This window comes from Streptosporangium sp. NPDC002721 (assembly GCF_042888905.1).
Lineage (GTDB): Bacteria > Actinomycetota > Actinomycetes > Streptosporangiales > Streptosporangiaceae > Streptosporangium.
The window spans coordinates 51988-64878 of record NZ_JBIAQI010000011.1; the positions used below are offsets into that span (position 1 = coordinate 51988).

At 70.2% G+C, this 12891-nt stretch carries 14 protein-coding genes; 9 read left to right on the forward strand and 5 right to left on the reverse strand.

Annotated features, from left to right (window positions below):
• Nucleotide 1: 1 nt before the first annotated feature.
• Both ACFYWM_RS17075 and ACFYWM_RS17080 read right to left on the reverse strand, forming a co-directional pair.
• Nucleotides 2-823, reverse strand: coding sequence for a GNAT family N-acetyltransferase (locus ACFYWM_RS17075; protein WP_389915355.1), 822 nt, complete (start codon nucleotides 821-823; stop codon nucleotides 2-4).
• 165 nt (nucleotides 824-988) lie between these two features.
• Nucleotides 989-1498 (reverse strand): HNH endonuclease, encoded by a 510-nt coding sequence (locus ACFYWM_RS17080; RefSeq protein WP_329084484.1) that lies wholly within the window; start codon nucleotides 1496-1498, stop codon nucleotides 989-991.
• A 318-nt stretch (nucleotides 1499-1816) separates the two neighbouring features.
• On the opposite strand from ACFYWM_RS17080, the gene ACFYWM_RS17085 reads away from it, so the two are divergent.
• The 7 genes from ACFYWM_RS17085 (at nucleotide 1817) to ACFYWM_RS17115 (ending at nucleotide 8093) form a co-directional block, all read left to right on the forward strand.
• A complete protein-coding gene (locus tag ACFYWM_RS17085) occupies nucleotides 1817-3889 on the forward strand; it encodes a prolyl oligopeptidase family protein (protein ID WP_389915360.1) in 2073 nt (690 codons plus the stop codon).
• A 246-nt stretch (nucleotides 3890-4135) separates the two neighbouring features.
• The gene (locus ACFYWM_RS17090; RefSeq protein WP_389915363.1) at nucleotides 4136-4942 is read left to right on the forward strand and encodes a helix-turn-helix domain-containing protein; all 807 of its coding nucleotides are present in this window, start codon (nucleotides 4136-4138) and stop codon (nucleotides 4940-4942) included.
• 73 nt (nucleotides 4943-5015) lie between these two features.
• A complete protein-coding gene (locus ACFYWM_RS17095; protein ID WP_389915366.1) occupies nucleotides 5016-5363 on the forward strand; it encodes a VOC family protein in 348 nt (115 codons plus the stop codon).
• A 529-nt stretch (nucleotides 5364-5892) separates the two neighbouring features.
• A complete protein-coding gene (locus ACFYWM_RS17100; RefSeq protein ID WP_389915369.1) occupies nucleotides 5893-6081 on the forward strand; it encodes a hypothetical protein in 189 nt (62 codons plus the stop codon).
• Nucleotides 6078-6353, forward strand: coding sequence for a HypC/HybG/HupF family hydrogenase formation chaperone (locus ACFYWM_RS17105; RefSeq protein ID WP_389915372.1), 276 nt, complete (start codon nucleotides 6078-6080; stop codon nucleotides 6351-6353). The genes ACFYWM_RS17100 and ACFYWM_RS17105 overlap by 4 nt, the downstream gene beginning before the upstream one ends.
• A 203-nt stretch (nucleotides 6354-6556) precedes the next feature.
• On the forward strand, nucleotides 6557-6745 hold the full coding sequence (locus ACFYWM_RS17110; RefSeq protein ID WP_389915375.1) for a hypothetical protein: 189 nt from the start codon (nucleotides 6557-6559) through the stop codon (nucleotides 6743-6745).
• Between the two features lie 136 nt (nucleotides 6746-6881).
• Entirely contained in the window at nucleotides 6882-8093 is a 1212-nt protein-coding gene (locus ACFYWM_RS17115; RefSeq protein ID WP_389915378.1) for a hypothetical protein, read from the forward strand.
• Nucleotides 8094-8262: 169 nt separating this feature from the next.
• Here ACFYWM_RS17115 and purU read toward each other — a convergent pair whose 3' ends face one another.
• A complete protein-coding gene (gene purU / locus ACFYWM_RS17120; RefSeq protein WP_389915381.1) occupies nucleotides 8263-9117 on the reverse strand; it encodes a formyltetrahydrofolate deformylase in 855 nt (284 codons plus the stop codon).
• A gap of 176 nt (nucleotides 9118-9293) precedes the next feature.
• Between purU and ACFYWM_RS17125 the strand changes: the two genes are divergently transcribed.
• A complete protein-coding gene (locus ACFYWM_RS17125) occupies nucleotides 9294-9752 on the forward strand; it encodes an NUDIX hydrolase (RefSeq protein WP_389915384.1) in 459 nt (152 codons plus the stop codon).
• A gap of 266 nt (nucleotides 9753-10018) precedes the next feature.
• Here the strand turns inward: ACFYWM_RS17125 and ACFYWM_RS17130 are convergent, their stop codons facing one another.
• Entirely contained in the window at nucleotides 10019-10513 is a 495-nt protein-coding gene (locus ACFYWM_RS17130) for a GNAT family N-acetyltransferase (protein WP_389915387.1), read from the reverse strand.
• The gene (locus tag ACFYWM_RS17135) at nucleotides 10510-12081 is read right to left on the reverse strand and encodes an XRE family transcriptional regulator (RefSeq protein WP_389915389.1); all 1572 of its coding nucleotides are present in this window, start codon (nucleotides 12079-12081) and stop codon (nucleotides 10510-10512) included. Before ACFYWM_RS17135 ends, ACFYWM_RS17130 begins: the two co-directional genes overlap by 4 nt.
• 340 nt (nucleotides 12082-12421) lie before the next feature.
• On the opposite strand from ACFYWM_RS17135, the gene ACFYWM_RS17140 reads away from it, so the two are divergent.
• The gene (locus ACFYWM_RS17140) at nucleotides 12422-12706 is read left to right on the forward strand and encodes a hypothetical protein (protein WP_326643182.1); all 285 of its coding nucleotides are present in this window, start codon (nucleotides 12422-12424) and stop codon (nucleotides 12704-12706) included.
• The last annotated feature ends 185 nt before the right edge of the window (nucleotides 12707-12891 follow it).

Below are 12891 nucleotides of genomic sequence, written 5' to 3' on the forward strand. Positions count from 1 at the left end.
ATCACGCGAAGGTGATGGAGACGTAGTCGCTCACCGGCCGATAGCCGATCGCCTGATAGATCGAGTTGGCCGTGGGGTTGGACAGGTCGGTGAAAAGCAGCACCTCGGTGGCGCCCTCGGCGCTCACCTTGGCGCTCGTCGCGTGCGAGACCGCGGTGCCGTAGCCCCTCCCGCGAGACTCCCGGGCCGTGTAGACCGGGCCGATCCTGGACATCCCGCCGATGGGCACGGAGGCCCCGGCGAACGCGACGGGCCGCCCGCCCGCCTCCCACACGACGAGTTCGCGCCTGGCGATCCGGCTGGCCACCAGCGGGGTCAGGTCGACGGGCGCGACGCCCTCGGCCTCGGCCTGGAACTCCTCGCTCCACCGGACCAGGAGGTCGAGATCGGCGGCCTCGGCGACGCGGGAGGCCCCGTCGACCGGGGGTCGCGGGGAGACGAGCGCGTCGAGCCGGTAGAGGCGCTCGGAGCGGCGCCCCGCCTCGGGCCGCCACCAGGAGGCGGCGAACAGCTCGGCCAGCGGGAGCGGGCCGCTCACCCCGGAGATCGCCCTCTCCGCCTCGATCAGGCGGGCGGCGAGCTCCGGCACGACGTCGGCGGGGATCGCGGGGAGCAGGAGGAAGTGGGGAGGCGTCTGGATGGCCGCCGCCACGACCTGACCGTCACGCTCCAGCCGTCCCAGCAGCGCGTTGTCGCCCCACAGGCCGTTGCGTACGGCGCGCAGGACCGTGAGGGGGACGGTGTTGCGAACCGGGTCCCGCAGCAGCCACGGCTCCGCCACACCCGTGTACGCCTCGACATCGGAGGTGAAGATCCATGTCATGAGGCGATTGTGCCGATCGGGGATCTTCAGCGCCAGCCGGTACGCCCCGGCGCGCGGAGGTGGGGGGACCTTCGCGTTCCCGGAGCGTGACTCGGCGCGCGGACGTGGCGGGGCCGCCGCGTTCCCGGAGGTGGCCGCGGCGGCCCCGTCATCGGATCCCGGCCCTCAGGCCGCGCTCTCCGCGAGGTAGGGCGCCCACTGGGGGTCACCGACGATGTGCGCGCCGATCAACCGCCAGTGGACGCCGCGTGGCACCACCGGGGCGACGTTGAGCGTCCACCCCAGCTCCTCCAGCATGCGGTCGGCCTTCCTGTGGTTGCACGTCGTGCACGACGCGACGCAGTTCTCCCAGGTGTGGGGGCCGCCTCGCGAGCGCGGGATGACATGGTCGATCGTCTCGGCCCGCTGGCCACAGTAGGCGCACCGGTAGTCGTCCCGGCGCATCAGCGCGGTTCTCGTCAGCGGGATCCGCGACCGGTACGGGATCCGGACATATCTTCGAAGCCTGATCACCGAGGGGACGTCGAGCGTGCGGCTCGCCGAGCGGAACACGGCGCCCCGCCCGTCACGGTGCACGACGTCCGCCTTCTCCCTGAGCACGAGCACGACGGCCCGGTGCAGGGAGAGCGTGGTCAGGGGTTCGTAGGTGGCGTTCAAGAGCAGGACCTGGCGCATCAGCGGGCCTCTCCCGCCGCACGACGCGTCAATCGAGGGGGCACGCCGATGCGTGCCCCGGCTGGCGGCCCCTCCTGGGGCCCGGGCGCTTCCGTCACGAGGACCTCCGCCGGACGGCCCAGCGGATGCTCACCACGGCACCGTCCTTCACCAAGTTTGGCTGCTGCAACGTGGTTCTCGCCACCCATAAATGACTGGAGAGACACCTGATACGTTTTATGCCCGCATTACCAGTTTTTAACTCCTCCCGCCGCAGATCAGATACGCCGCCCGCGCAATGACCGCGTACCGCGGCCCGGAGGTCGTAGGGTTCCAGCCATGACGCGACAGCCGTATCCTCCAGCCAGCCGTCTTGAGCTCGTCGAGGAGCTCCACGGTGTGCCTGTTCCCGACCCCTACCGGTGGCTTGAGGACCCGGACGACCCGGCGACGAAAGACTGGCTGGTGGGGCAGGAGAGGCTGCTGGAGACCGGGCTGGACGCCCTCCCGAGCCGTGAGGGCTTCAAGGCCCGGATCGCGGAGCTGCTCGGCTCGGGGTCGATCGGCGCACCGACCTGGCGCGGCGAGCGGCGGTTCTTCATGCGGCGGACCCCCGGTCAGGAGCACGCCGTCCTTTACACCGTCGACCCCGACGGCACCGAGCGGGCGCTGCTCGACCCGATGACGCTCGACCCGACCGGATTGACCACCCTCGACTCCTGGCAGCCCGACAAGGAGGGCCGCCTGCTCGCCTACCAGGTCTCGGTGGGCGGCGACGAGGAGTCGAGCCTCTACCTGATGGACGTCGCGTACGGCGACCGGATCGAGGGGCCGATCGACCGCTGCCGCTACTCCCCCGTGGCGTGGCTGCCCGGCGGCGAGGCCTTCTACTACGTGCGCAGGCTGCCCGCCACCGAGGTGCCCGAGGGTGAGGAGCAGTACCACCGCCGGGTCTACCTGCACAGGGTCGGCACCTCCACCGAGGAGGACGTCCTGATCTTCGGTGAGGGGCTGGAGAAGACCAACTACTACGGCGTGGCGGTCTCCTTCGACGGCCGCTGGCTGCAGATCTCCGCCTCCAGGGGCACCGCGCCGCGCAACGACCTATGGGTGGCCGACCTGCGGGCGTCCTCCCCCGCCGCACCCGAGCTGGTCGTCGTCCAGGAGGGCGTCGACGCCCAGAGCGCCCTGCACTTCGGCCGCGACGGCCGCCTGTACGTCTTCACCGACCGGGAGGCCCCACGTGCCCGCGTCTGCGTGACCGACCCGTCCGACCCCCGGTTCGAGAACTGGCGCGACCTGATCCCGCAGGACCCCGAGGCGGTGCTGACGGACTTCGCGATCCTCGACGGCCTCGACCGGCCGGTCATGCTCGTCGGCTGGACCCGCCACGCGATCAGCGAGATCTCGGTCCACGACCTGGTCACCGGCGAGCCCGTCGGCAAGGTGCCGACCCCGGGGCTGGGCACCATCGGCGGCATCAGCGAGCGCCCCGAGGGCGGCCACGAGGCCTGGTTCGGCTACACCGACAACACCACGCCGCCGAGCATCCAGCGCTACGACGCCCGCACCGGCGAGACGACCCTCTGGGCGGCCTCCCCCGGAGCCGTCGAGGTGCCCGCCGTCGACACCGAGCAGGTGACCTACCGCTCGGCCGACGGCAGCGAGGTCCACATGCTGGTGATCTCCCCTCCCGGCGCCGAGGGCCCGCGCCCCACCATCCTGTACGGCTACGGCGGCTTCGGCATCTCGATGACCCCCGGCTACTCCGCGTCCGTCCTGAGCTGGGTCGAGGCGGGCGGCACGTACGCCATCGCCCAGCTGCGCGGCGGCGGGGAGCAGGGCGAGGAGTGGCACCGGGCCGGGATGCTCTCCCACAAGCAGAACGTCTTCGACGACCTGCACGCGGCGGCCGAGCACCTGATCGCCACCGGCGTGACCACGTCCGAGCAGCTGGGCATCTCCGGCGGCTCCAACGGCGGCCTGCTGGTCGGCGCGGCCCTGACCCAGCGCCCCGAGCTGTACGCCGCGGTGGTCTGCTCGGCGCCGCTGCTCGACATGATCCGCTACGAGCTGTTCGGCCTGGGCGCGACGTGGAACGTCGAGTACGGCTCCGCCGAGAAGCCCGACGAGTTCGCCTGGCTGTACGCCTACTCCCCCTACCACCGTGTGCGGGAGGGCGTGTCCTACCCGGCGACGCTGTTCACCGTCTTCCAGTCCGACACCCGGGTGCATCCGCTGCACGCCTGGAAGATGTGCGCCGCCCTGCAGCACGCCCAGGCCTCGGACCGGCCGATCCTGCTCCGCAACGAGGCTGAGGCCGGTCACGGGGCCCGCGCGGTGAGCAAGACCGTCGAGCTCGCCGCCGACCAGCTCGCCTTCCTCGCCCACCACACCGGGCTGATCTCCTGAGGGCTCGGGGAGGTTTGGCTCGAGCGTGAGAGGGGCTCGGGAAGGCGGGCGTTGAGGGGGACTCGAGGGATAACGGGCGCGTCCGTGGAGAAGTGCGGATCCGGGGTTCCGGGCGCTTCCAGGGGTAGCGGGCGCCTCCGGGGTGAAGTGCGGATCCGGGGAAGCGGGCGCGCCCGGAGGGCCGGGTGCGTGTCCCTCGGCTGCCGTGGTGGCCGTGCTGTCGGTGGTGGCGGCTAGGGTCGGGGCGTGGACGACGCGGCGGTGGCCGAGGGCCTGACCTTCACGGAGAGCGACCCGGGCCCCTTCCTGCGGCCGTATGTCACGCATCTGTCGGCCTACACCGAGCGGCACGCGACTCCCGCGCCCCGGCGGCAGCCGCCGTTCGCCGGGGTCGTCATGATCTTCGGGTTCGGCGCGCCGCTCGTGCTGAGCGGCCCTGCGGGGTTCCGGCGGCTGGCCTCGTTCGCCGGTGGCCTGCACGACACCTACGTCGACACCACCACGGCCGGGGTCGCGGAGGGAGTGCAGGTCAACCTCACCCCGCTCGGGGCCAGGCGGCTGCTCGGGGTGCCCCTGCGGGAGCTCACCAACCGGGTGGTCTCGCTGGAGGAGGTGCTCGGGGGCTGGGCCACGGCCACGGTCGAGCGGCTGGCGGAGGTCCCTGACAGAACCGCCAGGATCGCCCTGCTGGACGAGGCGCTCAGCGGGCGCATCGCCGAGGCTCCCGGGCCGGACCCCCGGGTCCGCTGGGCGTGGGACCGCCTGGTCGCCACCCGCGGCACGCTCTCCGTGGCCTCGATCGCCGCCGAGCTGGGGTGGAGCCACCGGCATCTCGTCTCCCGTTTCCACGACCAGATCGGGCTGGCGCCGAAGGCCGCGGCCAGGGTGCTGCGCTTCGAGCACGCCACCGGCCGCCTGAGGTCCGGCATGTCCCTGGCCGACACCGCCGCCACCTGCGGCTACTACGACCAGGCCCACATGAACCGCGACTTCAGGGCCATGGCGGGGGCCACTCCTCGCGAGCTGGTGCCCCCCTCGCACGTCCCCGGGTGACAGGTCAGATTTTTCCAAGCCCCGCCGTTCCCGCCGGTGGCATCGTGATGGTCACCGCACGGGAGGAGAGAACATGCGAACGGTGTACCCACTGGTCCAGTACCGCGACGCGGACAAGGCCGTCGACTGGCTGGTCCAGGCGTTCGGTTTCGAGGTCCACGAGCTCGTCAGGACCCCCGAGGGGAGCATCCGCCACGGCGAGCTGATCGCCGGCACCGGAATGATCATGACCGGTACGGGCGAGCCGGGCGGGCCGGGGATCTACGTCGCCGTGGACGACCCCGACGCGCACCATGCCAGGGCCGTCGCGGCCGGGGCGGAGATCACCAGCGGGCTGGCCGACAAGGACTACGGCTCGCGCGACTACGCCTGCAAGGATCTGGAGGGCAACGACTGGTATTTCGGCACGTACCGGCCCTGAACCGGTGATCCTCGCACCGCGCTTCCAACGCGGCTCCGGGACGGGGGCCCGGAGCGGTGATTCCGGGGCAGCGGGCCCGGAGCCGCGCTCCCAGCGGGGAAGTCCTGAAGTGGCGGGTCCGGGACGGGGGCCTCCCGGGGTTCCCTCTCGGCCTCGACGAACGCGCCCCGGTCGTCGTTGCCCACCTCCCCAGACGGCCCCGGTGCCGCGCCGGGGAGTGGACGTGAGGGCGGAATCCTTCCACGATTCCCGCGCCCTTGAGGCTGACCCGGACCCGTGCTCGTGCCCATCCCGCCATCCTTCCCGCGACCGGCGGGAACACCTCGGGGGCTCGCATGATCTGGACGGGAAGGTTACGTGAATGATCAGAGCTTTGCCGTTGGTTGTCGAGCCGAGGGTGTCGGGCCTGAAAGGGCCGATCGTAATGTGGCGACTACCGTGAAAAATACGGAGCGTCGACATGCCTGTCACACCGAGTACGCGAACAGCGCCCCTTTCGCCACCGGCCGTCATACCGGTTACGGAGGCGATGGTCATCGCGGCCTTCGCGCGGCGGGACCACGCGAGGCCCGCCCTCGCGGGTGACGTGGAACGCGTCGCGAGCACCACCCGGACCATGGCTGCCGGATTCCGTCTCGGCGGCAAGCCGATCGTGTTCGGCGACACGGACGGCGCGCCGACCGGCGACCTTCCGGCAGGGCGAGGGGCGGACCGGTGAACGGCCCCGAGGACTGCACCGACGGTGTCCGCGTCACCTGCTCCGACCAGGCACTGCCGATGCGCGTGGTCAGGCTGCTGGAGGGAGAGCTGGCGATCGTCGACGCGGGCGGGGTCCTCGAAGAGGTGAGCGTGGCGCTGGTCGACCCGACGGTGGGCGATACCGTCCTCGTCCACGCCAGGGAGGCCATCGCGGTGATCACCCACCGGCGCGACAGCGGAAACGACGACAACGACGGCGACAGCGGGAAGGACGGCGATGAGCAGGCTTGACGGAACACCCGCGAAGGCGGCCGCGCGCGGCCCGCACCCCCTCCCGTACGACAACGACGAGTGCACCGACCAGGCCACCAACCGGACCGCCGACCGAAGCAGCGCCGACACCGCGGGCGCACGGCCCTCAGCGAGGAAGGGCACACCCGCGCGAGTCCTCCCCCTTCACGTTCCGCAGGCATCCACGAGGAGTGGGAGGCGTCATGACAGCGCCGACGGACGCGGCGAGCGGCGGATTCCCTGAACGGGAGGAACCCGTCGTCCACCTACCGTGGATCAACGCCGGGCTGAGCCGCGACGGCGGCTCCGTCGCGCTCACCGCGGCGACCCGGCCGAGCATCGAGGACGTCGTGCTCGGCGCGCTTCCCGGGCTTCCCGGGCTTCCCGGCTGATGGACCGCTCCTTCCCCGACTCGGGCCGGCCGCGGCCACGCCGCGGCACGCCGCGGGAACTCAGCAGGTTCACGTCCGGGCGCGCCCTGGCGACCTGGTACGAGACCCTGGAACTACTGCTCAAGGAGACGCGGCCATGAGCGTTCCGATGGACATCGCGCGCCGGGTGGCGGACGCGGTGCTGTACGAGGGCCACCTCCTCTACCCCTACCGCGCCTCGGCGGCCAAGAACCAGGTGCGCTGGCAGTTCGGGGTGCTCGTCCCGCCGGGGTTCACCGCGACCGCCGAGCACCCGGCCAGCGTGACCGAGTGCCTCCTCGAAGGGGCCTCGTACGCCGTGGCGCATCTGAACCTGCGTTTCCTGCACGTCAGGACGCGCGGCGTCGAGCGCGCCGAGGACGACGGCTACTGGCCGGTCCAGCAGCTGCGCAACGGCCACCGGACCTATCTCACCTTCGACGAGGCGACCGAGCGGGAGGCGGAGGTGACGCTCCCCATCGCCGGCCTGATCGACGCCCCCGAGCGGGTGATCGAGGTACGCGTCCCCGGAGATCGCGTGGTCGAGCCGATCGTGGCGCCGTCCGGAGAGGTGATAGGGCGTCTCGTCTCCGAGCACCTGCCGCTGCGCGCCGCGCTCAGGGTATCCGCGGAGCCGGTGCCCGGACCGTACGACCTCGTCAAGCTGCGCGTCCGGGTGGAGAACACCGACGGCTGGCAACCGCTGGGCGCGCCGCGCGAACAGGCGCTGCGGCGCTCGCTGATCTCGGCGCACCTGATCATCGCGGTGAACGCCGGGACCTTCGTCTCCCTGCTCGACCCGCCGGAGTGGGCGCGGCCCGCCGTGGAGACCTGCCGCAACGAGCACACCTGGCCGGTACTCGTGGGCGAGCCCGGCCACCGGGACGTCATGCTCTCCTCGCCGATCATCCTCTACGACCACCCGGACATCACGCCGGAGAGTCCCGGCCCCCTGTTCGACTCCACGGAGATCGACGAGATGCTCCACCTGCGCACGCTCACCCTCCCCGGTGAGAAGACCCCGGAGGCCCGGGAGACCGACCCCCGGGTGGCCGAGCTCATCGACATGGTCGGCAGCATGCCGCCCGAACTGCTGGAACGGCTCCACGGCGCGATCCGCTCGGTGGAACCGGTGGAGCCGGCGGAGGGGGCCGCCGAGGACGGGCCGACCGGGCACGGACCTCCCGGACGCCGGTCGGCGCCGGAACCGACCACGGACCCGGCCGCCGAACCGGCGACGGAATCGACCACACAGAGATCCGCCGCGGAGGGATCGGCCAGGGGACCGAGGCACGACCGCCCGCTCGGCGACGGGGAGGCGGGCGCGTGAGGATCCCGCTGGTTCGCCGCCCGGACCTACGGCGAAAAGCCGGACGTGCCGCACACGGTCTGTCGCGTCGTCGTACGGCTGTCCGGGAGCCGTTCCGAGGTGGGGCGGCGGCCCGAGGCCCCGCGCGTCGCCGGCCAGGTGACGCGGCACACGCCGCCCGGCCACCGGCCTAGCGCGGGAAGACGATCGTCTTGTGGCCGTCGAGCAGGACGCGCTGCTGGGTGTGCCAGCGGACGGCGCGCGCCAGGACCTGGCACTCGACGTCGCGGCCGATGGCGGCGAGGTCCTCCGCGGAGTGGGTGTGGTTGACCCGGGCGACCTCCTGCTCGATGATCGGCCCCTCGTCGAGGTCGGCGGTCACGTAGTGCGCGGTCGCGCCGATCAGCTTCACGCCGCGGGAGTACGCCTGGTGGTAGGGCTTGGCGCCCTTGAACGACGGCAGGAACGAGTGGTGAATGTTGATCACGTTGCCCGCGAGCTTCACGCAGAGGTCCTCCGACAGCACCTGCATGTAGCGGGCGAGCACCACCAGATCGGCCCGGTAGTGGTCGACCAGGGTGAGGACCTCCTCCTCCTGCCTGGACTTGGTCCCGGAGGTGACCGGAAGGTGGTGGTAGTCGATGCCGTACGACTGGGTGAGCGGCCGCAGGTCCGGGTGGTTGGAGACGACCGCGACGATCTCGATGTCGAGCAGGCCCGAGCGCGTCCGGTAGAGGAGGTCGTTCAGGCAGTGGCCGAACTTGCTGACCATCACCAGCACGCGCGGCTTGACGGAGACCTCCCGCAGCTTGAACTCCATGCCGAACTCGGGGGCGAGCGCGGCGAAGGCCTCGCGCAGCTCCTCGTCGGGCAGCGAGGAGGCGAACTGCATCCGCATGAAGAACCGCTCGGACTCGACGTCACCGAACTGCTGGCTCTCGATGATGTTGCATCCCCGCCCCGCCAGGAGACCGGAGACCGCGGCCACCACCCCGGGACGGTCCGGGCAGGACAGCGTCAACACAAACTCAGTCCTGGAACTCATGCCTTCACCCTTGAGCTTGAAAGGTCGGATCGTACGATGGTTCCACCTGACGTGGGCAGAGTACAGCGAATCCGACCCCTACACCCGGCTGTCCGGCACGTGGCGGGTCGGAAGGGGTAGCGGCCACCGAGGCGCGAGGCCGGCGCGCGAAACGGCGGTGATAGCGTCCCTGACCCATGGACGACCCTCAGCCGAACGACCGGCCCGCGGCCCGGGTGATCTGTGTGGACGGGTCCGGCCGGGTGCTGCTCATGCACTGGCGCGACCCCGTCGGCGGCCAGACCCTGTGGGAGCCGCCGGGCGGCGGGATCGACCCGGGTGAGAGCCCCCTCGCCGCCGCGCGGCGCGAGCTCACCGAGGAGACGGGCCTGCCGGGCGAGGCGGTGCTGGACCGGTGGGTGCCGGTGCGCCGGGACTTCCGCTGGATCGGCGTCCACTACGCCAAGACCGAGCGGTTCTACCTGGCCAGGTTCGAGGGCTCCCCCGAGGTGGGCGCGGAGGCGTTCACCGCCGAGGAGGGCATCACCTACCTGGGCCACGGCTGGTTCTCACCGGCGGAGATGGCCGGGCTCCCCGACTTCCTGGAGCCCCCGGACCTGCCGGAGATCGTCTCCCGGATCACCCGGCTGGGATGAACCGGCCGCCGAAAACGGATGGGCATGAGCGGCCCTCGATCCATGAGATCAAGGGCCGCGGCCGTCAGCGTCCGATTCTCCCGGCCGGAAAGGATCTCATCCCTTGTGGATGACGCTGGCGACGCCACTGAGTCTGGACACGCCGGCTTTGTGAACAATGATCTTTTTCATCGTACTCACCAGGGAATAGCGATAGGTACGAGGAACATTTATTCGCATATCTCCAAAATAGGCAACACCTAGCAGTAAGGCCGCTAAAATTTAGATCACTTAGTTAAAGAGGACATAGCAGCTACCAGGTCCTTTTCTCCGTAAATCACCACACATCCCCCTCGTTCTTCCCGGCGGATCTCGCGCCATCCGAACTTGCGATAGAGCTCCATCGCCGCGAGCTGATTCAGCGTGGTGTCACCGCGAAGGCGTACATAACCGAGTTCGATGGCCCGCGCCTCCAGGGCGAGGACCATCTGGGCGCCGAAACCGCGGCGCTGGAACTCCGGGTGGACCCGCATGCGGCACATCTCGGCCGTCTGGTCGTCGACACGGCGGAGCCCGCCCATCGTGACGACGCGCCCGTCGGACACCTCACCCACGAGGAACTCCCCCCGGTCGGCGAGGTAGATCTCGTGGATCCGCGGGAAGTCGTCCTCGTAGTAGACGCCGTCTCCCGGCGCGAGGCCGACCTGGGCGAGGCATATCTGGTGGAGCGCCCAGACGGATTCGAGATCGGACCAGCGATAACGCCGAAGCCTCGGCTTCAACTGCCACTCCTGTCGGCTGTCGGATCCTCTGTCGACGCGCTGCGGCCGCGCAGCGACTCCATGTAGGTCTTGAGCTTGGGATGGCCGGGAGCCTTCACCTCGACCTGCTTGCCCACCTCGTGGGCGCGCTGCATGAGGATGTCGGGCCGGCAGGCCTCGTCGAGCCCCGAGACCGTACGCTGGGCGATCTCCAGCGCCTCGTCCACGTCACCCTCAAGGATCTTGCACTGGGCCCGGTCGAACTTGATGAAGGTCGGGTCGAGCCAGTCGGTGGGGCCGTACTTGGTGAGCGCCTGTTCCAGGATGAGGTCGGCCTCCATCGCCTGCCCGAGCTTGACCAGCGCGTCTCCCTGGTGGAAGTAGAGCTGGCGCTCGGTGTAGCCGAAGGTCGAGTCGTCCTGGTCCGCGGCGGCCATCTGGGAGAAGGCCGCCCTCGCCCTCGACAGCGCCCGTTTCGCCTGGTCGACCACGTCCTTCTTGCCCGAGCCCGACATCATCGCCAGCGCGCGGGCCTCGACGACCGGGGCCATGGCCTGGGCCGCGCAGGGCGTCTGCCCGGCCAGGTCGCGGCTCTTCTTGGCGAGGTTGAGGGCCTCGCGCGGATCGCCGTAGTAGAGCGGGACCAGGGCCTCCCTGGCCGTGACCCACGCCCGCAGCGCCCGGTCGCCGGTCTCGTCCGCCGCGGTCCTGCCGGTCCTGAAGAAGGACCGGGCGAGCCGGTGGTCACCGAGATTGACCATGATCATGCCGGTCAGGCCGGCGAGCTGCGCCGCCATGCGGCACAGCCGCTCCTGCAGGTCGACGGGCTGGCGCCGCTCCATGGCCTTGCGCACCGCGGCGAATTCGAGCATCACGTCGCACAGCAGCCTGAGCGGGGCGGTGTTCATGTACTGACGGCCGAAGCCGATGGTGGATTCCTCCCACTGGTCAAGCATCGCGGGCGAGACGGTGGCCGAGACCAGCGTGTCGTCCATCCTCCTGCGCATGCTCTCCACCGATCCGAGCACCTGCCCGTCCAGCGTGATGGCGCCGCCGGCCAGGAGTTGTAAAAGCGTCCTCCGTAGCACGTTCTCGTCCTCCTCACCCCCGTCCGCGGAATGATCGAAGCCGATCGGCTGGATCAGCAGCTCACGCGGACCAGGGGAAGTGTCGGGTCTTCCGTCCTGGAGATCACCCCGGACGACACCGGGCATCTTGTGGCCGTGGCCGCAGATGCACGGGCCGTCGTACCCGAGGGAGACGGGCTCGACCCGGTAGGCGGAGCACAGGTAGTGCAGGTATTCGGGACCGGGCCGCTTCAGCCCGCTCTCGTACGCGGACAGGAGCGTCTCGCCGATGCCGGGGGCCGCCTTGCCGTCGCGTTCGAACAGCGCTCGTATCTGTTCGATGACGTCCGCCAGGGCGACGCCGTGCGCGAGGCGGTGACCTTTAATCCGCGTGGTCCCGAATTGCGAACTGCACTTCTCGTAGATTTCCTCGGCTATCTGCGCCGAGGACCTCCCGGCGGCCAGGCCACGGGCCCGGATCTGCCGCGCTAACTCTGTCTCCCTGTGCTGCCTGCCGGACATACCGGCCCCTCTCTCGTGGCCGGCCGGGCTGGCTGGCACACTGGTCCCGACCGGTCCTCTCTCCCTATGACTCAGTGTGATCTTTTCGTCGCACTGCGCCTACCGAGAATGATGGACCACGTTTGACTCATCCGGAACACGCTAATAAAGCCACTGGCTAAGAATCGTCCCCCGAGGGACTGTTTCTTTCAACCTACTTGGCACATCGCCCACCCTGAACTGGGTTTTCCCCGAATTGACCGGTAGGGCCACCGTGAGTCATCTTTGGCGAGCAGCACCGTGAGCGTGATCGAACGAACACGATTCAGTGCGGCTGACCGAGACCACGAGGAGGGACGAGGTGGGTGAAGACGATTTCCGGCACCTTGAACGACTGGTGACGGAGCTTGACTGCCGCGGGCTGCACGCCCGCGTGGTGCGGACCCACTCGGGCCGTGCGTTCGTGCGTGTGATCAATCCGAAGGCGACCAGCCTGGCGGAGAACGTCACCTGCCGGGCACAGGCCGCCCCCAGCCATCGGGATTGGTACTACTGGTGGTCCTGGGGTGAACGGATGCACACGGTGGAGGATCCCGCCGGTGCCGCGACCAAGGTCGCACGCGTGCTCGCCGCGGTAGGAGAGTGAGGTGAGCGGCACAACGGGCTCTCACCCGCCCGGTGTGCCGCGCCTGCCGTGGCTCGACGGAGCCGGCGGGGTGACCGGTGCGGAGCGTCCTCGGACGCTGGGCACCCCGCCGGCTCCGAATCGTCCGTCCGACACGCGCGAACTCCCACCCGCGGAAACACATCGAGGACCTGCGGAAACTTCGG

What these genes read in the sequence shown, in the direction of transcription:
- ACFYWM_RS17075 (WP_389915355.1), bottom strand. Translation starts at nt 823, where the DNA reads ATGACATGGATCTTCACCTCCGATGTCGAGGCGTACACGGGTGTGGCG.
- ACFYWM_RS17080 (WP_329084484.1), bottom strand. Translation starts at nt 1,498, where the DNA reads ATGCGCCAGGTCCTGCTCTTGAACGCCACCTACGAACCCCTGACCACG.
- ACFYWM_RS17085 (WP_389915360.1), top strand. Translation starts at nt 1,817, where the DNA reads ATGACGCGACAGCCGTATCCTCCAGCCAGCCGTCTTGAGCTCGTCGAG.
- ACFYWM_RS17095 (WP_389915366.1), top strand. Translation starts at nt 5,016, where the DNA reads ATGCGAACGGTGTACCCACTGGTCCAGTACCGCGACGCGGACAAGGCC.
- ACFYWM_RS17100 (WP_389915369.1), top strand. Translation starts at nt 5,893, where the DNA reads ATGGTCATCGCGGCCTTCGCGCGGCGGGACCACGCGAGGCCCGCCCTC.
- ACFYWM_RS17110 (WP_389915375.1), top strand. Translation starts at nt 6,557, where the DNA reads ATGACAGCGCCGACGGACGCGGCGAGCGGCGGATTCCCTGAACGGGAG.
- ACFYWM_RS17115 (WP_389915378.1), top strand. Translation starts at nt 6,882, where the DNA reads ATGAGCGTTCCGATGGACATCGCGCGCCGGGTGGCGGACGCGGTGCTG.
- purU (WP_389915381.1), bottom strand. Translation starts at nt 9,117, where the DNA reads ATGAGTTCCAGGACTGAGTTTGTGTTGACGCTGTCCTGCCCGGACCGT.
- ACFYWM_RS17125 (WP_389915384.1), top strand. Translation starts at nt 9,294, where the DNA reads ATGGACGACCCTCAGCCGAACGACCGGCCCGCGGCCCGGGTGATCTGT.
- ACFYWM_RS17135 (WP_389915389.1), bottom strand. Translation starts at nt 12,081, where the DNA reads ATGTCCGGCAGGCAGCACAGGGAGACAGAGTTAGCGCGGCAGATCCGG.